The organism is Tissierella sp. QWL-11 (assembly GCF_058683765.1).
The window spans coordinates 2,326,617-2,346,538 of sequence record NZ_CM178750.1 but is presented as its reverse complement, the minus strand read 5'-3'; the positions used below and the strand labels follow the sequence as shown (position 1 = coordinate 2,346,538).

Here is a 19,922-nt window from a genome sequence, read left to right as displayed (position 1 = left end):
AAAAATAACAAATTAAACTTAGGAGGACAAATAATGAACTTATGCCCAGGTGGATTAAAAATTATATCTGGAAATTCAAATGGAGAATTAGCAAAAAAAATAGCTGATGAATTAGGAGTGGAGTTAGCCACATCAGAAGTAGCACAATTTAGCGATGGAGAGATAAATGTAAATATAAAAGAAACAGTAAGAGGTCTAGACGTATATATAGTCCAATCTACTTGTAATCCAGTTAATGATAATCTTATGGAATTATTAATTCTTATAGATGCAGTAAAGAGAGCTTCTGCTGGAAGGGTAAATGCAGTAATACCTTATTATGGTTATGCTAGACAAGATAGAAAGACTAAGGCACGTGAACCTATTACAGCGAAATTAGTTGCAGATCTTTTAACTACTGCAGGAGCTGATAGAGTTGTTACTATGGACTTACATGCTGGACAGATTCAAGGATACTTTGACATCCCAGTAGATCATTTGACCGCTATGACTAAACTTGCAAATTACTTTAAAGACATTACAGAAAAAGAAGAGACCATAGTGGTATCACCAGATTTAGGTGGAGTTACTAGGGCGAGAAAATTTGCAAATATACTTGATCTACCTATAGCGATTATTGAAAAGAGAAGACCTAAGGCAAATGTAGCAGAGGTTATGAATATAATAGGGGAAGTAGAGGGAAAAAATGTAATTTTAGTAGATGATATAGTAGATACTGCTGGAACTATTAGTCAGGCTGCAACTGTATTAAAGACTTTTGGAGCTAAAAAAGTATATGCCTGTGCAACACATGGAGTACTATCTGGCCCTGCAATAGAGAGAATTCAAGGATCTGAATTAGAAAGATTTGTAATAACTGATACGATACCTTTGCCAGAAGAGCATAGAGGTAAAAAAATAGATATAGTAAGTGTAGCTTCTATATTTGGAGACGCAATTCAAAGAATTAATAGCAATGAATCTGTAAGTATTTTATTTGAATAATCAGGAGATGATATTTTGTATGTAATAGTAGGACTTGGAAATCCTGGTAAAAACTACAAAGACACTAGACACAATATTGGATTTAATACTATTGATTTGCTTGGAAAGAGAAATAGTATAGATATAAATAAGATTAAATTTACATCAGTCTATGGAGAGGGATTTATAGGTGGAGAAAAGGTACTTTTAGTTAAGCCTCAAACTTATATGAACAATAGTGGAATTGCAGTTAGGGAAATTTTAAACTACTTTAAAATACCTATAGAGAATTTGCTTGTAATAGTTGATGATATAGATATAGATTTTGCCAATGTAAAGATAAAGAAAAAGGGCAGTGCAGGAACTCACAATGGACTAAAGTCTATAATATATCATCTTAAAAGAGATGATTTTCCTAGGATAAAAATAGGAGTAGGGAAAAAACACCCTAATCAGGATTTGGCAGACTTTGTTTTAAGTAGATTTTCCAAAGATGAAATAAATGACATAGAAGAATCTATATTAAAGGCTGCAGAAGCTATAGAGACAATAGTTACTGAGGATTTAAACAAGGCAATGAATAAATATAATGTAAAATCAAACACAGCTCAGGATTAAACCTGAGCTATTGGTGTTTGTAAGGAGTAGATATTATGAAAGATTTTATAATAGATCCACTTAAAAATTTAAAATCATATAAAAGTATGCTGAATGATTTAGAGAAAGATATATCTCCAATAGCTACATATGGAATAATAGATGAAAATCTAGGGCATTTAGCATATGCCTTAAAAAGTCATACAAAAAAGCCTGTATTTTTAATTACATATGATGAAAATAGAAGTAGAAAATTATATGAAGACATTAAAAATTTAGGTGAAATGGAAATAGAGCTATTTCCTAAAAAAGAAATTTTATTTTACGATATACATTTAACTAGTTCTGAAAGTGCAAACCAAAGACTAAAGGTGATGTCAAGACTTATTAAACAAGAGGACATATTGGTTGTTTCATCTTTAGAAGCTATTCTAGATAAGATAATAAGTAAATCTATATATAGTAGACATACAATGAAAATAAATTTAGGAGAAGAGATTAATCTAAGCTTATTTATCGACAATCTTATAGAATCTGGATATGAAAGAGTTAATATGGTAGAGTCCCTAGGGCAATTTAGTGTAAGAGGGGGCATAATAGATATATTTTCTCCTATGAATCAAAGTCCATACAGAATAGAGTTGTTTGGAGAAGAAGTAGATTCTATAAGAACCTTCGATTTTTCAACACAGAGATCTTTAGAAAACTTAAAAGAAATGACTATTTCTCCAGCAAATGAGATTTTAATAGAAGAGGAATCAAGAGGATATATAATTTCTAGCTTAGAATCTGAACTGGAAAAGTTTAATAAAATTAAAGATGAAACTAAATTTGTCAAATTATTAAATAATTTAAAGGAAAGACTACATCTTTCAAATATGGACATGGTAATACCATTTATGAAACAAGAAGATTTAAGCTCTATTTTAGAATTCTTCCCTTCTAATGGAATAGTAATAATAGATGAACCAAGACGGATAGAAGAAAGATCCATTAATTTAAAAGAGGATTTTAATTTAAAATTAACAGATTTATTAAATTCCAAGGAAGTACTTCCTGCTCATATGTATATAAACTATGGCTATGATGAATTAGTAGAAAAGATAAAGCAGTATACTGTAATTACAAGTAGTAACATATTAAAAGGAAAAGATGAATTTCCTCCTAAATCAATATATAATTTTTCAGTAAAATCTATTGTAAGTTATAATAGCAAGATGGATCTTTTATTAGAAGATTTAAAGCACTACAAATATAGAGGATACAAGATAATTATACTAGTTGGGACTGAAGAGAGGGCTAAGAGACTTAAACAAAATCTATTAGAAGAGCAATTAGAATCTACATTTTATAGACAAAGAGAAGAAGAGATTAAATCAAATCAAATATTTATTACCCTTGGTAGTATAAAAAGTGGCTTTGAATATACACAACTTAAACTGGTAGTGATAAGTGATAACCAAATATTTGGGTCTAAGAAAAAGAAATTAAGATCAAAGAAAAGAAAAGATGCTGAAAAGATAAATAACTTTTCAGATCTTGAAATAGGTTCTTATGTTGTTCATGAAAGCCATGGGATAGGAAGATATGAAGGGATAGAACAATTAGACATACAAGGGGTTAAAAAAGATTATCTAAATATAAGATATAAGGATAATGATAAATTATATATCCCCATAGATCAAATGGATTTAATTCAAAAATATGTAGGGTCTGATTCATATAAACCAAGAGTTAGTAAATTAAATAGTGGTGAGTGGCAAAGAGTCAAGTCAAAGGCAAAAAAAGCTGTAGAAGATATGGCCGTAGATTTGCTTAATTTATATGCAAAAAGAGAAAAAACTAAGGGGTACTCCTTTAAAAAGGATACAGTTTGGCAAAATCAATTTGAAGATCTATTCCCATATGAAGAGACAGATGGGCAATTAGAGTCAAGTTTTCAAATTAAGAAGGATATGGAAAACTTTAAACCTATGGATAGGCTATTATGTGGTGATGTAGGATATGGTAAAACTGAAGTAGCTTTAAGAGCAGCTTTTAAAGCTCTAATGGATGGGAAACAAGTAGCTATATTAGTACCCACTACTATTTTAGCTCAACAGCATTTTAATACTATGGTAGAAAGATTTTCTCAGTTTCCAATAAATGGAGCTTTGTTAAATAGATTCAGAACTAAAAAAGAACAAAATATAACTATAGAAGGTTTAAAAAATGGCACAGTAGATATAGTTGTTGGAACTCATAGGCTTTTATCTAAAGATGTAAAATTCAAGGATTTAGGACTTCTAATAATAGATGAAGAACAAAGATTTGGAGTAAAACATAAAGAGAAGCTAAAGAGCCTAAAGACAAATATAGATGTTTTAACACTTACAGCCACACCTATACCTAGAACTCTTCATATGTCTTTAGTAGGAATAAGAGATATGAGTGTTATAGAAGAGCCTCCTGAAGAGAGATATCCTATTCAAACTTATGTAGTAGAGTTTAATGAACAGATGATAAGAGATGCTATAATTAAAGAAATATCTAGAGGAGGCCAGGTTTATTTTGTATATAATAGAGTAGAAACTATAGAAAAGGTGACCAATAAACTTAGAAAATTAGTACCAGAGGCTAGTTTTACTATTGGCCATGGGCAGATGGCAGAAAGACAATTAGAAAGAACTATGTTAGACTTTTTAAACAAAGAATATGATGTATTAGTTTGCACTACTATTATAGAAACTGGTTTGGATATTCCAAATGTAAATACTATAATTATATATGATGCAGATAAAATGGGATTATCTCAACTCTATCAATTAAGAGGAAGAGTAGGTAGATCAAATAGAATTGCATATGGGTATTTTACTTATCAAAAAAATAAAGTATTAAGTGAAGTTGCTGAAAAGAGATTGAGAGCTATAAAAGAGTTTACAGAGTTTGGTTCTGGATTTAAAATAGCTATGAGAGATTTAGAAATAAGAGGGGCAGGTAATTTACTTGGCTTGGAGCAGCATGGACATATTGAAGCTATTGGATATGATTTATATGTAAAGTTTTTAGCAGATGCAGTTAAGAGGCTAAAGGGCGAGGTTACTGAAGAGGAAACTTTAACTACTATAGATATAAATGTAAATGGATATATACCATTAAAATATATAGAAGAAGAAGATTTGAAGATAGAAATATATAAAAAAATTGCAGCTATTGAAAATATAAAGGACTATAGTGATTTAATAGATGAGCTAATAGATAGATTTGGTGATATCCCCCCTTCAACATTAAATCTTATGGATATATCCTATATAAAAGCATTAGCAAATAAAAATAAAATTACTAATATAAGTCAGAAAAGGGAGAGCGTAAGGATAGATATAATTTCTGCAGATAGTCTATCTTTAGAGCTAATAAATTATCTAGGGGGAGAATATGGAAGAAAAATAAATTTTGACCTTTCTTCTCAGCCACACTTGAGTTTTAAGCCAAAACATAATGTATTAGTTGAACTTAAAACTCTACTAGAAAAAATCAACGGTTTTAATACTGGACAAAATGATATATAATGATTTAGTAGATTGATATTTTTAAAGAGAGGATGTTTTAATTGTTAAAGATGAAAAATAAAAGAATCCTTATTTTAGGATTGATCCTTGCCATATCTATTATCGCAAACGGATGTAAAAAGAATGTAGAGGGATTAGTTGCTCAGGTAAACAATGAGGAGATAACACAAGAAGATTATGATGCTGAATTGGATGTATATAGAGAAATATATATAAAACAATTTGGAGAAGAAGCTCTATCTCAACCTGGACCAAATGGAATGACTCTAGACTTAGAATTACAACAAAATATATTAGATAAACTAATAATAGAAGAGTTAATAGCTCAAAAGTCTGAAGAAAGAGATATTAGTGTGACAGATGAAGAGGTAGATACTAGATTAGAAGAGATAAAGACAAATTTAGGTGGAGAAGAGCAATATGATGAATTTTTAAATTCAAATGGAATCTCTAAAGAGTATTTCAAAGCTAGCACTAAAAAAGAAATTTTAATGGAGAAATATTATAGTGATTATTTAGAAACTACTGAAATAGAGCAAAAAGAAATAGAAAAGTTTTTTGAAGAAAACAAAGAAGATTTAGTAGTTTTAAGAGCCAGACATATTTTAGTAAATAATGAAGAAGATGCTAAAAAAATTGTGGAGAGATTAAATTCTGGGGAGAAATTTGAAGAAATAGCTCTTGCAGAATCTTTAGATAGTATATCAGCAGCCCAAGGAGGAGATCTTGGTTACTTTACTAGAGCTGGTATGATAAAGGAATTTTCAGATGCAGCTTTTGCACTGGAAGTAGGAGAGATAAGTGACATTGTAAAGACAGAGGTAGGATATCATATTATAAAACTTGAAGACAAAAAAGAAACACTAGAAGACTTACAAGAACAAATTTCTATGGTATTAAAAGAGCAAAAATACGAAGCACATATTGAAGGTTTAAGGGATGAAGCAGATGTTGAAGTGTTTTTAGAATTTGAAGATGAGAGCACAAGTAAATCTGAAGATACACCTGAAGCAGAAGAATCAGAAACTGAAAAAGAAAATTAAAATTAGTATATAATAAAAAAATGTAAAATGTATAAAAATTTCCTCTTAGATATATAATAAGCTTACTACACTTATTGTATAAGGAGGATAAATTTTGAAAGCTACAGGAATAGTTCGAAGAATAGATGATTTAGGAAGAGTTGTAATACCAAAAGAAATAAGAAGAACCTTAAGGATAAGAGAAGGAGATCCTTTGGAAATCTTTACAGATAGAGAAGGGCAAGTAATACTCAAAAAATATTCTCCAATAGGAGAACTAAATGAATTCTCAAATGAATATTGCGAGGCTTTATATGATAATACTAATCATATAGCGATTATATCAGATAGAGACAATATAATTGCTATAGCTGGTGGATCTAAAAAAGAGTACTTAGAAAAGCGGATTAGTCCAGAATTAGAAAAAATAATTGAATTAAAAGAGATATTTTCTACAGATGAGAATAATAGGCCTATAAAAATATTTTATGAAGATGAAAATGCAGAGAATTATACTTCTCAAGTTATTGCCTCTATTGTTATGCAAGGAGACCCTATAGGATCTATTATACTAGCTTCTAAAGAAGAAAATGTAAAGATGGATGAGATGGAAGTAAATCTATTAAAAACAGCTGCTGGATTTTTATCTAAGCAGATGGAAAATTAGGTGCCTACCAAAAGGTAGGTACTTTTTTCTTTTATATATATAGGATATATGATATATTATATAGGAATTTAAAACATAGAAGAATTAAACTTAGAATATAATGTTAAAGATTAATTATTAGGAGTGATACTGATGTCTAAGGACAATAGTTTTGTAAAAGGGGCTGCTATACTTGGTGTAGCTGGAATTATTGTTAAAATTTTAGGGGCGATTTATAGAATACCCATTGGAAATATAATAAAGACTGAAGGAATGGGATATTATCAAACAGCATATCCTTTTTATGTATTATTACTTACTATATCTACAGCAGGATTTCCAGTAGCAATTGCAAAGCTAGTATCTGAAAGGAGAGCAATAGGAGACTTTAAAGGGTCTTTTAAGGTGTTTAAAGTTGCTCTAATTGGTTTGTTTATAGGAGGTGTTTTAACCTCTTTATTTGTCCTATTTTTTGCCTATCCAATAGTGGATTCCTTAGGGAATAAAAATGCTTATTATGCTCTTATAGCTTTAGTACCAGCTCTATTTTTTGTTCCTATTATGTCAGCATTTAGAGGATTGTTTCAAGGTAGACAAAACATGATTCCCACAGCTTTATCCCAAGTTATGGAGCAGTTTTTTAGAGTTGCTACAGGATTGTTCCTTACATACATATTGCTGGACAAGGGATTGCCAATAGCTGCTGGAGGAGCCTCTTTTGGAGGGTCAATAGGGGCTATTGTAGGTGTTTTAACTATGTATATAATTTATTTATCTAAAAAGAAGGAATTTAATCTAGAAATCCAAAATTCTATGTATAAAGAAGATTATAATACAAAAACAATAGTAAAAGATCTATTAACTATTGCTATTCCAATAACCGTAGGTGCTGCAATAGCTCCTATAATGGATGCCATAGATGCAGGTTTAGTACTTAGAAGGTTACAATCTATAAATTATACAGAGGCTCAAGCAAATGACATGTTTGGTCAATTGAAAGGGTTTGCTCAAACTCTTATAAATCTACCACAAGTATTCTCCATAGCTATAGGAATGAGTCTTGTACCTGCTATTACTGATGCAAATGTAAGAAAAAAAGAAGGTGAAGTAAAAAAGCTGATTGGCTCAGGAGTTAGGATGACTCTACTTATAGGACTTCCAAGTGCATTAGGGCTATTTGTACTTGCAGAACCTATAATAGGACTATTATATTTTAATAATACTGCTGAAACTATAGCTAGTACAGGTGAAATTTTAAAATTTCTATCCTTTGGAGTAATATTTTTAACTCTAGTTCAAGCACTTACTGCAATACTTCAAGGCTTAGACAAGCCAATGATTCCAGTAATCAACTTATTTATAGGCGCAGTTGTAAAAATATTTCTATCATATACTTTAACTGCAGTTCCAATTATAAATATAAAAGGGGCTGCAATAAGTACAGTAGTTGCATATGCAATAGCTGCAATCCTAGATATTATAGTTTTAATTGTAGTATTTAAGTTTAAGTTTAACTATAAAGATGTATTTATAAAACCTTTGTTGTCCTCCATAGGGATGGCTATAGTAGTAAGTATAAGCTTTGGATTTTTATTAGGCTTAATAGGAAACAAAATGGCTACAATAGGGTCTATTTTAATAGGGGGAATAGTATATGTTATACTATTAATTATTACGGGTACTATAACTAATGCAGACTTAGAGTTGATTTTAAAACATAAAAGATTTAAAACCATAGCAGATAAATTAAAAAAATAAACTTAAGGAGAAAAGTATGGGTAAAATATATATAATTGGATTAGGACCAGGATCTATAAATTCTCTTACTTTGGGAGCAATAGAAAAAATCCATAATGGGTATAAAAACTTTTTAAGAACTGATAAACATCCAACAGTAGAATACTTCCATCAGAAACAGATAGATTATACTTCATATGATTATATTTATGACAGTGAAGAAGGATTTGACCATGTGTATGAAAAGATAGTAGAAGAATTAATACAGCAATCAAAAAATGAAGAAGCTATAAACTACTTTGTACCAGGTAATCCAATGGTTGCGGAAAATACAGTGAAATTGCTATTAGAAAAAGATGTTGAAACTGAGATAATACCAGGGATGAGTTTTATAGAGCCAATGCTTCAAATTGTAAAGAGAGATCCTATAGATGGGCTAAAGATAATAGATGGTGCAGAGTTTAATGATTTAATGATAGATATAAATGTGGATACTATTATAACTCAGGTATACAATAAAAGGATAATGTCAAATGTAAAGCTAAAACTATCTGAAATCTATACAGATGACTATAAAGTATGGATTATTCAAAGTGGAGGCATAGAAGGTAAAGAAAAGGTACATAATATTCCTATATATTCATTAGATAGAATTGAAAATATAGATTCTCTTACTAGCATTTATATAGAAAAGATGGAAAATGACAAGAAAGTATTTGATTTCAATGATTTAATGGGTATAATGAGAGTGTTAAGAGGAGGAAATGGGTGTCCTTGGGATTTAAAACAAACCCATCAGTCAATGAGACAGTGTCTTATAGAGGAAGCCTATGAAGTAGTAGATGCAATTGACAGGGAGGATATAGATAATTTAAAAGAAGAATTGGGAGACTTATTATTGCAAGTGCTATTTCACTGTGATATAGCTTATGATGAAGGTGAATTTTATCCGATTGAGGTTACATCTGGACTTGCAAATAAGCTTATTTATAGACATCCACATATTTTTTTAGAAAAAAAACTAGAAAATTCCCAGGAAGTAGTATATAATTGGAATAAGCTAAAGGATTCCCAAAGGGGATTAGAGAAATTTAGTGAAAAATTAGACAGTATCCCTAAACTTCCTGCTCTTATGAGAAGCAGAAAAATTCAAGAGAAAGCCTCTGAAATAGGTTTTGATTGGGAGGATATAGAAGGTCCTCTTAACAAAGTTATTGAGGAATATGAAGAAGTAATCCATGCAATGAAAGAATTTAGTGGAGGTGATTCAAAGGTAGAAGAAGAGTTAGGAGATTTGTTATTTGCAGTTGTAAATCTCTCTAGATTTTTAGATGTAGATCCAGAACTGTCTTTGAATAAAACTATCAAAAAATTCATTAAAAGATTTCGCTTAATGGAGGAACAAGCTTTAGAATCAAAGAAAAATTTTGAAGATATGAACTTAGAAGAAATGGATGCTTTATGGGAATTTGCTAAAAAAACTGAAAACCAGTAAAACTTGACTATGATTATTTAGTTTTAAGTTTATAAAAAAGAAAAACTATTATTTAGGAGGAAATTATAATGAACAAAGCTGAATTAGTAAGCAGTATAGCAGAGAAAAGTGATTTAACTAAAAAAGATGCAGAGGCTGCTTTAAATGGATTTATTAAATCTGTAGAAGAAGCCCTAGCAGGTGGAGAAAAAGTACAACTTGTAGGTTTCGGTACATTTGAAGTTAGACAAAGAAAAGCAAGAGAAGGAAGAAATCCAAGAAATCCACAAGAAGTAATTAAGATTGCAGCATCAAATGCGCCTGTATTTAAGGCAGGTAAAGCTTTAAAAGAAGTTGTAAATCCAGGAAAATAGTTAAAAATCAGGTCTTTTGACCTGATTTTTTTCATAAAGGAGTGATTTATATTAGAATTGATAAATTCTTAAAAAATTCAAGGATAATAAAGAGAAGAACTGTAGCAAAAAAGGCTTGTGAGCAAAATAGAGTAAGTATAAATGGGAAAATTGCTAAGCCAGGAGATGAAGTGAAGATAGGGGATATAGTAGAAATTAATTTTTCAAATGAATCTATGAAGTTAGAAGTTCTTAGAGTAGATGAGAATGTGAAAAAAGATGAGTCAGCACAATTATATAAAAATATTTAAAAAGACTTTTGTAATAAAAGTCTTTTTTTTTTCATAAATATAAGAATGATAGGAGGGAGAATATGGAGGGAAATATAAATAAATTTAAAAATCAAAATATTGTACTTGAAGATAGGACTAGGATGAGTGTATCAGGTGTTGAACAAGTAGACAGTTTTAATGAACATACTATTATATTATCCACAACAAAAGGAGGAGTGAGTATTAAAGGGTCAGATTTAAATATTAGTAATTTAAATCTTGAAGATGGTAAGGTGAAGATTTCAGGTTTGATAGATAGCATAGAATATATTGGCAAAGAAGGGGAAGCTAAAGGTATACTAGGTAAGATCTTTAGATAAATGGAGTGTTGTCATGGTTGGATTTAATTTAGGAGATGAATTATATATTTTTTTAATGTCTATTAATCAAGGGTTGATTATAGGAGTTATCTATGATTTGTATAGAACTTTTAGATATTATACTAAGCCTAAAAAGGTTCTTTCTTTTATAGAAGACTTATTATTTTGGATAATTATAACATTCATATTCTTTATGTTTCTAGTAAAAAACACGGATGGAATAATAAGAGGTTTTGTATTACTAGGATTTATATTGGGGAGTATTATATATATAAAGATAATTTCAAGGTACAACTTGCCCATATTAATTAAGATTTTTAAGTTGATATTTAATACAATAAATGAGATAATAAAATTAATAGTATATCCTTTTAAATTGATTTTATATTTATTTAAACCAGGTGTAAATAAATGTTTCAATATATTTTCCTTTGTCTTTAAAGATATAAAAAAACATTTTAAAATTATGTCTAATAAAAAGTAAGATGGTTTATATACAAAAGGGGAAAGTGATATTATGGGAAAGAGGAAAAAGAGTAAGAAAAAGAAAAAACTCAAGATTATCCATATAATACTATTATTTTTAATGGTTTATATATCTGTTGTAATGGTAAACCAGAGAAAGCTAATGAAAGAACTACATAGCAAAAAAATAGACATTGAAGAAGAAATACATAATATAGAAAATGATATAGATTCTCTAAATGAAGAGATAGAAAATAGTGACTCTCTAGAGTTTATTGAAAAAACTGCTAGAGAAGAATTGGGAATGGTAAAACCTAGGGAAATAATATATATAGATAAAGGGAAAAAGGAAAATTCTTTTTTAAAATTTTTTAAAAGAGATTCCAATTGACTTATTTTTATTTGTGCTATATACTAAAAATGAGAATATTATAAGGAGGAATCATTTATTTATGCCTGTATCTGTTGGAGAAATAGTTGAAGGTACTGTAACAGGTATCACCAATTTTGGTGCATTTGTTCAGTTAGCAAAGGGGAAAAGTGGACTAGTTCATATTTCCGAGATATCACACGATTATGTAGAAAAGGTAGATGATTATTTAAAAAAGGGTGAAAAGGTAAAGGTAAAGGTCTTATCCGTAACAGATGATGGTAAGATTAGTCTTTCTATTAGGCAAGCTAAGCCTAAGACTAGCCAACCTGCGGAAATAGAGTGGAACAAACCAGACAACTCTCAAAAGAACATGTCTTTCGAAGATAAATTAAGTCAATTCTTAAAAGACAGCAATGATAAAATGGATCAATTAAAATCTAAAGACAATAGAAAAAGTAGTATGAGATTTAAAGGATAAAATTATAAACCGGGTAATTCCGGTTTTTTTTATTTTTTGTTTTGCCATAAATCTACATTTAATGGAAAAAAACATATTTATAGCATTTCTGTAGTTAAAATCAAGGGTTTTAAGGTTAATGGAATATGTAAAGTGTCTTAAATGAAACATTTAAGAATTAAGTCTACATGAATAATTTTTGTCTTAAATTTCAATAATTATCCTCTCTAGATTGACAAATTTTAAAGATAGCATCTGATAATATAAAGTCAACAATAATTCTAGGAGTGATTCAAATGATAAATACTAATTCCATATTAACTAAAAGAAGATTAAATTTAAAGCTAGATTATAAGAAAGTATTTGTAGTCATTGTAGGCTTTTTTTTAAGCAGGGTAAGTATTTTAGATGGATTTACACCCTTTGGACTAGCTTTTCTAGGATCTTTTCTTATAATGAAACATAGATCCATAGGCTTACTTTTATCAGTTTTAGTAGGAAGCTTTAGTTTAAAAGGGATAAGTGGATTTGACTATTATTTAGTATCAATTATTGTTTATTTAGTTTTTACTAAAATTAAAACTATAGATAAGTTTAATTTACTAAAATCAAGTTTGATTTTATCTCTAATTTTTGTATCGACTAGGACTATATCCTTATTTTTCTCAAGTTTCCCATTTATTTATGATGTATTTATAATAATTTTTGAAGGAGTCTTAGTGTTTACTATGACATATGTATTTTCTTTTAGTTTTCCCATAGGCAATATAAGAAATAGAAGTATGCAAGGTGAAAAACTAATATGTACATTTATAACTTTAGGATTAGTTCTTGCTGGACTTAGTAATTTGGAAATTCTAAATATTTCTATAAAAAATACTATAAGTATAATTTTACTTATTTATTTAAGTTACAATTATGGAGCGATGATCGGAAGTGTGTCAGGGGTTATAATAGGACTTATAGCTTACATATCTCAAACTGAGATGCCTTTTATTATATCAATATTAAGTCTTGCAGGATTGTTTTCAGGATTATTTAAGGATTTGGGGAAATCTGGGTCAATTTTAGGGTTTATACTTGGAAATGGAATAATTAGCTTCTATATAAATAGTTTAGGTACAAGTTTTTTAAATTATAGAGAGATTATAATTTCCTCTATAGGATTTCTAATATTTTCAAAACTTATAAAAATTGATTTAAGAGAATATTTTATGGAAAGTTCAAATACTAAAAGAGATTATTTAGATAGGAAAAACAAGATAGTAATTGATAAATTAAATAATATGGTAGAACTTTTTAATTCTTTAAGTTCTACTTTTAAAAAGTCTTTTCAAAATAAAGACATATATCCAAAATCCGAAGTCTATGATTTAATAAACACTGTCTCCAATAAAACATGTAAAAAATGTGAAAACTACCATAAATGCTGGAAAGAAAATTATTATGAAACATATAGTAATATTTTAAATCTTACAGCTTTAGTAGAGAGTAATTTAGAAGATATAGATGGATTGGCAGTTGAGATAGGGGATTCCTGTATAGAAAAAATAGATTTAATTAACAATATAATGGACGAATATAAATTATTTAAAATAAACTCCAATTGGAATTTAAAACTAATAGAGCAAAGACAGTTATTAGCTGAACAATTAGAGGGATTAGGGAAGGTTATAAAAAACATAACCTTTGATATATATGAAGAGCCTGTATTTAAAGAGAATTTAGAAAATTTACTGATAAAAGAATTAAAAAATATGAAGATAGATATAGAGGAATTATCTGTAGTACAATTAGAAAAAGATGATTTAGAAATATTTATAACTCTAAGTGAAAACATAGATACAACAGAGGAAGTTCATAATATAAATAAAATTATCTCTAATCAACTAGGTTATGATGTAAGTTGTGACTTTACTTATGGAAATATAATTAATAAAGATAAGAGATTGAAATTTACTAAGATCAAAAAGTATGCATCCTTAACAAAAGTAGCAAGTGTAGCAAATTCTGAGAATGGGATTTCTGGAGACAATCTAAGTTTTGGAGAAGTAAACTCTACTAGCTTTATGGCAATAAGTGACGGGATGGGTACTGGCAATATGGCGAATAAAGAAAGTGGTATAGCTATAGAACTATTGGAGAAGTTAATAGAAACAGATTTAGATAGGGAACTTATCATAAAAACACTTAATTCGGTTTTAAGAACTAAGTCAAATGATGAATTGTTTACAACCTTAGATTTAGGGTTTATAGACTTATATACAGGTAAATTTCAAATTTTAAAAACAGGTTCCCCTGCTACCTTTATTAAGAAAAAAGATAGGGTTATAATAGTAGATTCTACATCTCTTCCCATAGGAATATTAGAGAATATAGACTTTAATATATACGAAGAATATTTAGCTGATGGAGATATTGTCATAATGATGTCTGATGGAGTACTAGATAGCAATAGGGATACAGATAGATCAGAATTATGGATGAAACAAGTAATAGAGGGAATAAGTACCCAAAATCCTGAAATAATAGCTAAAGAAATCTTAGAATTAGGAAAGGTAATGGGTGGAGAAGAAATAAAAGATGATATGACTGTAATGGTTACAAAGGTATGGAAAAAAGTATAGAGGATTTTAAATTGACCCTCCTTAAACTAGATTTTTCTCTAATTAAGGGGGTCACCTTATTTTGTACTATATTTTTTATCTTTGTTTTTTTATTTGGAATAATGTATATTAGTATATATATAAATATAAATTGTGGTGATTATATGGAAAAAAAGGTCTTTGAAACAATAAAAAAAGAAAATTTAATTAGACCAGGGGATACTATTTTAGTAGGAGTCTCAGGAGGACCTGACTCTATGGCTTTATTATATTCTCTTATATATGCAAGAAAAAAGATAGAGTTTAATATACTTATAGCCCATCTAAATCATGGACTTCGAGGAGAAGAAGCTTTAAGGGATGAAAACTTTGTAAAAAATCAAGGAGAATTGTTAGGTATAGACTGTTATACCAAAAAGGTGGATATGGTTTCTTATGGAAAAAAGATGGGTATAACATCTGAAGAGGCTGGGCGTGAATTAAGATATGGATTTTTTAGAGAAGTTTTAAATGGAATTGATGGTGGTAAAATTGCAGTTGCTCACAATAAAGACGATCAAGCTGAAACCCTACTTATGAGGATTTTTAGGGGGAGCGGAATAGATGGACTAAAGGGAATGGAGTTTTCTGTTAATGATATAATTAGACCGATCTTAAATATTTCCAGAGATGAAATAGAAGATTATGTCCATAAAAATAAAATAGAGACAGTGACTGATCATACAAATTTTTTACCAATTTATACAAGGAATAAAATAAGACTAGAATTAATCCCGTATATAAAAGATAATTTCAATCCAAATTTAATTGAGGGTTTATGGAGAATGTCACAGATTTCTAAAATTGATAGTGAGTTTTTAGAAGAAGTTTCTTTGGAGAAATACAATTATGTGTTGAATAAGGTGGGCAATAACTGTATAATCTTAAATGGCGACATGTTTAATAATCAGCATGAAAGTATGAAACAAAGAATAATCAGAACAGCCATATTTAACTTAATAGGAGAGCTTCAAGGATTTAGTGAAGAACATATTATAGCTATAAAAAAACTATTTACATCTGGTCAAACTGGGAAAAAGTTAAATTTACCAAGAAATATATTTGCTAAAGTAGATTATAATAATTTGATTTTAGAAATAGGAGACAATTCTAAAACTAAGCCTTATCAATATAAATTATCCATTGGATATAACGAAATAGATGATTTAAATTTAAAATTCAGATTAGAAATCCTTTCTATTAGTGAAATAGATTATTTGAAAAATAATAAGACTACTCTATTTTTAGACTGGGATAAAATTCAAGGGGGAGTCTTTATAAGAAATAGAAGACAGGGAGATAGGTTTATTCCCTATGGTATGGAGGGGAGTAAAAAGTTAAAAGATTACTTTATTGATGAAAAGATTTCAAAGGATATGAGGGACAAAATCCCCTTGATAGTAGATAGTGAAAATATTTTATGGATTGTAGGATACAGGTCTAATAATTTATATAGAGTTACAAGAGATACAAAAAAAGTCTTGAAAATCAGTTTAAATCTTTAAAAATATAAGGAGGAAATGATGAAAGAATCAATAAAAGAAGTATTAATTAGTGAGGAAGAATTATCAAAGAAGATAAGTGAATTAGGAGAACAAATAACTAAGGATTATAAAAATAAGGATTTGATGTTGATTGGGATTTTAAAGGGTGCTGTAATTTTTATGTCCGAGTTATCTAAAAACATAGATCTTCCCTTACTAATGGATTTTATGGCAGTTTCTAGCTATGGTAATTCTAAGATATCTACAGGTGAAGTAAAGATAATAAAGGATTTAGATTTTTCTGTAGAGGGAAAGGATATACTTATAGTAGAAGATATAATAGATACTGGATTAACACTTGCTTATTTGACAGATAATTTAAAGAAAAGAGGAGCAAATAGTGTAAAGATAGCTACTCTTCTAGATAAACCAGCAGGAAGAGGAATGAAAGTAGCTGTAGATTACTTAGGTTTCACTGTGCCAGATGAATTTGTGGTTGGATATGGTTTAGATTATGCAGAGAGATATAGAAATCTTCCTTTTGTAGGTACATTAAAAGAAGAAGTCTACAAATAGTGTCATTGAAATAGAATGACTCTTATGTTATAATCAAAAGATATTATCTACCTATGAGTGGAGGAGGACTAGGATTGAGAAAATTTTTTAAGGATATGAGTATTTATCTATTGATCATAATACTGATAATGTTTGGTGTCCGTATGATGGGTCAAGATGTTGAAACAATTAAAGAAATGGATATTACTGAATTTGTAGATAATCTAAAGTCAGATAGTGTAGAAGGTATAGTAATTCAAGGAAAAACAGCATTTGGAGAATTAAGAGACGGGACGAAATTTCAAGTTTTATTGCCTGATGAAGTTAAATATAACCTTTGGGATGATTATTTAAGAGATTTAGTAGAAAATAAGGATCTTAGTTTAAGTAGTAAACCTGAACCTACTAGACCTTGGTATTTAGATTTATTGCCAACATTATTAATTCTATTAGGTTTTGGTGTATTTTGGTTTGTATTTATGCAACAATCTCAAGGTGGTGGTGGAGGAAGAGTTATGAGTTTTGGTAAAAACAAAGCTAAACTCCACAAAGATGAAGGAGAAAAAGTAACCTTTGATGATGTTGCAGGATTACATGAAGAAAAAGAAGAATTAGTAGAGATTGTAGATTTCCTTAAAGCACCTAAAAAATATATTGATATAGGAGCTAGAATACCTACAGGTGTTTTAATGGTAGGACCTCCTGGTACAGGTAAGACCTACTTAAGTAGAGCTACTGCAGGTGAAGCGGGAGTACCTTTTTTTACAATTTCTGGTTCAGACTTTGTAGAGATGTTTGTCGGAGTTGGAGCTAGTAGGGTTAGAGATTTATTTGAACAAGCAAAGAAAAATGCACCTTGTATAATCTTTATAGATGAGATTGATGCTGTAGGTAGAAGAAGAGGCGCAGGAATGGGTGGAGGTCATGATGAAAGAGAACAGACTTTAAACCAGTTGCTAGTTGAAATGGATGGATTTAGCAAAAATGAGGGCATTATAGTTATGGCTGCTACTAATAGAGCTGATATATTAGACCCTGCTCTTTTAAGACCAGGAAGATTTGATAGAACTATATATGTTGGACTTCCAGATGTAAAAGGCAGAGAATCGATTCTTGAAATTCATACTAAAAATAAACCTTTAGATGTAGATGTAGATTTAAAAGTTATAGCAAAGAGTACAGCTGGATTTACCCCAGCAGATTTAGAAAATCTAGTAAATGAAGCTGCTCTTCTTTCAGCTAGATATAATCTTAAAACGATACCTATGCATCTTGTAGAGGAAGCATCTATTAAAGTCCAAGCTGGACCTGAAAAGAAAAGTAAGGTAGTAAGTGAGAAAGAACGTAAACTTACAGCTTATCATGAAGCGGGTCATGCAATTACTGGTAGATTACTTCCAGGTACTGATCCTGTACACATGGTAACTATAGTTCCTAGAGGAATGGCTGGAGGATTTACGGCTTATATTCCTGAAGAGGATGTAAACTATATAACTAAAAGACAAATGGAAGATAGATTGGTCACATTACTAGGTGGTAGAGTTGCAGAAGCTTTAGTTTTAGAAGATATAAGCTCAGGTGCTCAAAACGATATTGAAAGAGCAACCAAAATCGCTAGAAAGATGATAACCCAATATGGAATGAATGAAAAATTAGGGCCAATGACTTATGGAACTGATGACGAACAAGTTTTCATGGGTAGAGATTTTGGTAGCTCAAAGCAGTACTCTGAAGAAGTGGCATCAACTATAGATAGCGAAATGAGAAAGTTAATAGATACGGCATATAATCGTGCTGAGCAACTTCTTAAAGACAATATGGATATTCTTCATAGAATATCTCAAGCTCTTTTGGAAAGGGAAACCTTGGATGCAAAAGAATTTGAAGCATTGTTTTTGGGAGAAGCAGAATAAAGTAAAAAAGGTAGGGTTATCCTACCTTTTTTACGTGGAGGGAAAGTATGTATAAAGGATATATAACAGATATAGAAGGCATAAAAGTAGGTCATAGTCAATCTGAAGAGGGGATTACAGGTTGTAGTGTAATACTATGTGAAAAAGGAGCTACTCCTGGGATTGATATTAGGGGAGGTGCTCCAGGTACTAGAGAGACAGATATATTTAAATCAGAAATGATGATAGATAAAATCCATGCAGTAGTGCTATCTGGAGGATCTGCCTTTGGCCTTGAAGCATCTTCTGGAGTTATGAAATATTTAGAAGAAACTGATATAGGTTTTGATGTAGGAGTTACAAAAGTTCCTATTGTATCATCTGCAGTAATATTTGACTTGAATATTGGAAATCATAAAATTAGACCTGATTTTTCCATGGGTTATGAAGCTTGCAAGACTGCATCTGAAGAAGAAAATAGGCAAGGAAATATAGGTTGCGGTATGGGTGCTACTGTGGGGAAAATACTAGGACCTAAAAATTCCATGAAAGCAGGAATTGGAAGTGCAACAATAGAGCTTGGAAATTTAATGGTTTCAGCCCTAGTTGCAGTAAATAGTTTTGGTGATATTTATGATTATAAGACTAATAAACAGATCGCAGGAGTATATGATTATAAAACAAATAAACTCCTAAATACTTGTGAGATTATGAAGAGGGAAAACCAAAATCTAGGCTTCCCTATGAAAAACACTACCATAGGTGTCATAGGAACCAATGCTATCCTTACTAAAGCTGAAGCTAACAAAGTAGCTCAAATGGCTCACAATGGATATGCTAGATCTATAAATCCTGTACATACTACATTAGATGGAGATACTATATTTACAATGTCAACAAATAGAGTAAAGGCAGATATAAATATTGTAGGAACCTTGGCAGCAGAAGTTATGAGTATGGCTATAATTAATTCTATATTAAAGTCAAGTTCCCTTGGAGGGGTCAATGGATTTTATGATTTAAAATTATCCCTTGACTAAAAATGAAATAATTATTATA

General features: G+C 29.9%; 18 protein-coding genes. All 18 read left to right on the top strand.

The features are described 5' to 3' along the window. Positions 1–33: 33 nt before the first annotated feature. The 18 genes from AC4PG3_RS11680 (at position 34) to AC4PG3_RS11595 (ending at position 19,903) form a co-directional block, all read left to right on the top strand. Complete coding sequence (locus AC4PG3_RS11680; protein WP_492196800.1) at positions 34–984, top strand: ribose-phosphate diphosphokinase; 951 nt, start codon at positions 34–36, stop codon at positions 982–984. Positions 985–999: 15 nt separating this feature from the next. Continuing rightward, positions 1,000–1,581: an aminoacyl-tRNA hydrolase gene (gene pth / locus AC4PG3_RS11675; RefSeq protein ID WP_492196799.1), complete on the top strand. Its 582-nt coding sequence runs from the start codon at positions 1,000–1,002 to the stop codon at positions 1,579–1,581. A gap of 35 nt (positions 1,582–1,616) precedes the next feature. Continuing rightward, on the top strand, positions 1,617–5,108 hold the full coding sequence (mfd, locus tag AC4PG3_RS11670; RefSeq protein ID WP_492196798.1) for a transcription-repair coupling factor: 3,492 nt from the start codon (positions 1,617–1,619) through the stop codon (positions 5,106–5,108). A gap of 50 nt (positions 5,109–5,158) precedes the next feature. Next, the gene (locus AC4PG3_RS11665; protein ID WP_492198231.1) at positions 5,159–6,151 is read left to right on the top strand and encodes a peptidylprolyl isomerase; all 993 of its coding nucleotides are present in this window, start codon (positions 5,159–5,161) and stop codon (positions 6,149–6,151) included. A gap of 94 nt (positions 6,152–6,245) precedes the next feature. Next, positions 6,246–6,797 carry a stage V sporulation protein T gene (gene spoVT / locus AC4PG3_RS11660; protein WP_492196797.1) on the top strand — a complete coding sequence of 184 codons (552 nt, stop codon included), beginning with the start codon at positions 6,246–6,248 and terminating at the stop codon, positions 6,795–6,797. A 132-nt stretch (positions 6,798–6,929) separates the two neighbouring features. Then, positions 6,930–8,534, top strand: a complete 1,605-nt coding sequence (locus AC4PG3_RS11655; RefSeq protein WP_492196796.1) for a putative polysaccharide biosynthesis protein — start codon at positions 6,930–6,932, stop codon at positions 8,532–8,534. Positions 8,535–8,550: 16 nt separating this feature from the next. Further along, complete coding sequence (gene yabN / locus AC4PG3_RS11650) at positions 8,551–10,008, top strand: bifunctional methyltransferase/pyrophosphohydrolase YabN (RefSeq protein ID WP_492196795.1); 1,458 nt, start codon at positions 8,551–8,553, stop codon at positions 10,006–10,008. Positions 10,009–10,076: 68 nt separating this feature from the next. Further along, positions 10,077–10,361 carry an HU family DNA-binding protein gene (locus tag AC4PG3_RS11645; protein ID WP_492196794.1) on the top strand — a complete coding sequence of 95 codons (285 nt, stop codon included), beginning with the start codon at positions 10,077–10,079 and terminating at the stop codon, positions 10,359–10,361. A gap of 50 nt (positions 10,362–10,411) precedes the next feature. Further along, positions 10,412–10,651: an RNA-binding S4 domain-containing protein gene (locus tag AC4PG3_RS11640; RefSeq protein WP_492198230.1), complete on the top strand. Its 240-nt coding sequence runs from the start codon at positions 10,412–10,414 to the stop codon at positions 10,649–10,651. Between the two features lie 62 nt (positions 10,652–10,713). Then, on the top strand, positions 10,714–10,992 hold the full coding sequence (gene yabP, locus AC4PG3_RS11635; protein ID WP_492196793.1) for a sporulation protein YabP: 279 nt from the start codon (positions 10,714–10,716) through the stop codon (positions 10,990–10,992). Between the two features lie 13 nt (positions 10,993–11,005). Next, positions 11,006–11,476, top strand: coding sequence for a spore cortex biosynthesis protein YabQ (gene yabQ, locus AC4PG3_RS11630; RefSeq protein ID WP_492196792.1), 471 nt, complete (start codon positions 11,006–11,008; stop codon positions 11,474–11,476). A 33-nt stretch (positions 11,477–11,509) separates the two neighbouring features. Continuing rightward, positions 11,510–11,848 carry an FtsB family cell division protein gene (locus AC4PG3_RS11625; protein ID WP_492196791.1) on the top strand — a complete coding sequence of 113 codons (339 nt, stop codon included), beginning with the start codon at positions 11,510–11,512 and terminating at the stop codon, positions 11,846–11,848. A 61-nt stretch (positions 11,849–11,909) separates the two neighbouring features. Further along, complete coding sequence (locus tag AC4PG3_RS11620) at positions 11,910–12,308, top strand: S1 RNA-binding domain-containing protein (protein WP_492196790.1); 399 nt, start codon at positions 11,910–11,912, stop codon at positions 12,306–12,308. Positions 12,309–12,583: 275 nt separating this feature from the next. Continuing rightward, positions 12,584–14,914 (top strand): stage II sporulation protein E, encoded by a 2,331-nt coding sequence (gene spoIIE / locus AC4PG3_RS11615; protein ID WP_492196789.1) that lies wholly within the window; start codon positions 12,584–12,586, stop codon positions 14,912–14,914. Positions 14,915–15,057: 143 nt separating this feature from the next. Beyond that, the gene (tilS, locus tag AC4PG3_RS11610) at positions 15,058–16,437 is read left to right on the top strand and encodes a tRNA lysidine(34) synthetase TilS (RefSeq protein ID WP_492196788.1); all 1,380 of its coding nucleotides are present in this window, start codon (positions 15,058–15,060) and stop codon (positions 16,435–16,437) included. A gap of 18 nt (positions 16,438–16,455) precedes the next feature. Continuing rightward, positions 16,456–16,992 (top strand): hypoxanthine phosphoribosyltransferase, encoded by a 537-nt coding sequence (gene hpt, locus AC4PG3_RS11605; protein ID WP_492196787.1) that lies wholly within the window; start codon positions 16,456–16,458, stop codon positions 16,990–16,992. A gap of 74 nt (positions 16,993–17,066) precedes the next feature. Next, positions 17,067–18,884, top strand: coding sequence for an ATP-dependent zinc metalloprotease FtsH (gene ftsH / locus AC4PG3_RS11600; protein ID WP_492196786.1), 1,818 nt, complete (start codon positions 17,067–17,069; stop codon positions 18,882–18,884). 47 nt (positions 18,885–18,931) lie between these two features. Next, positions 18,932–19,903 (top strand): P1 family peptidase, encoded by a 972-nt coding sequence (locus tag AC4PG3_RS11595; protein WP_492196785.1) that lies wholly within the window; start codon positions 18,932–18,934, stop codon positions 19,901–19,903. Positions 19,904–19,922 lie beyond the last annotated feature (19 nt).

What these genes read in the sequence shown, in the direction of transcription:
- AC4PG3_RS11595 (WP_492196785.1), top strand. Translation starts at nt 18,932, where the DNA reads ATGTATAAAGGATATATAACAGATATAGAAGGCATAAAAGTAGGTCAT.
- yabP (WP_492196793.1), top strand. Translation starts at nt 10,714, where the DNA reads ATGGAGGGAAATATAAATAAATTTAAAAATCAAAATATTGTACTTGAA.
- AC4PG3_RS11625 (WP_492196791.1), top strand. Translation starts at nt 11,510, where the DNA reads ATGGGAAAGAGGAAAAAGAGTAAGAAAAAGAAAAAACTCAAGATTATC.
- hpt (WP_492196787.1), top strand. Translation starts at nt 16,456, where the DNA reads ATGAAAGAATCAATAAAAGAAGTATTAATTAGTGAGGAAGAATTATCA.
- AC4PG3_RS11645 (WP_492196794.1), top strand. Translation starts at nt 10,077, where the DNA reads ATGAACAAAGCTGAATTAGTAAGCAGTATAGCAGAGAAAAGTGATTTA.
- AC4PG3_RS11665 (WP_492198231.1), top strand. Translation starts at nt 5,159, where the DNA reads ATGAAAAATAAAAGAATCCTTATTTTAGGATTGATCCTTGCCATATCT.
- yabN (WP_492196795.1), top strand. Translation starts at nt 8,551, where the DNA reads ATGGGTAAAATATATATAATTGGATTAGGACCAGGATCTATAAATTCT.
- yabQ (WP_492196792.1), top strand. Translation starts at nt 11,006, where the DNA reads ATGGTTGGATTTAATTTAGGAGATGAATTATATATTTTTTTAATGTCT.
- AC4PG3_RS11655 (WP_492196796.1), top strand. Translation starts at nt 6,930, where the DNA reads ATGTCTAAGGACAATAGTTTTGTAAAAGGGGCTGCTATACTTGGTGTA.
- tilS (WP_492196788.1), top strand. Translation starts at nt 15,058, where the DNA reads ATGGAAAAAAAGGTCTTTGAAACAATAAAAAAAGAAAATTTAATTAGA.
- AC4PG3_RS11680 (WP_492196800.1), top strand. Translation starts at nt 34, where the DNA reads ATGAACTTATGCCCAGGTGGATTAAAAATTATATCTGGAAATTCAAAT.
- spoIIE (WP_492196789.1), top strand. Translation starts at nt 12,584, where the DNA reads ATGATAAATACTAATTCCATATTAACTAAAAGAAGATTAAATTTAAAG.
- AC4PG3_RS11620 (WP_492196790.1), top strand. Translation starts at nt 11,910, where the DNA reads ATGCCTGTATCTGTTGGAGAAATAGTTGAAGGTACTGTAACAGGTATC.
- mfd (WP_492196798.1), top strand. Translation starts at nt 1,617, where the DNA reads ATGAAAGATTTTATAATAGATCCACTTAAAAATTTAAAATCATATAAA.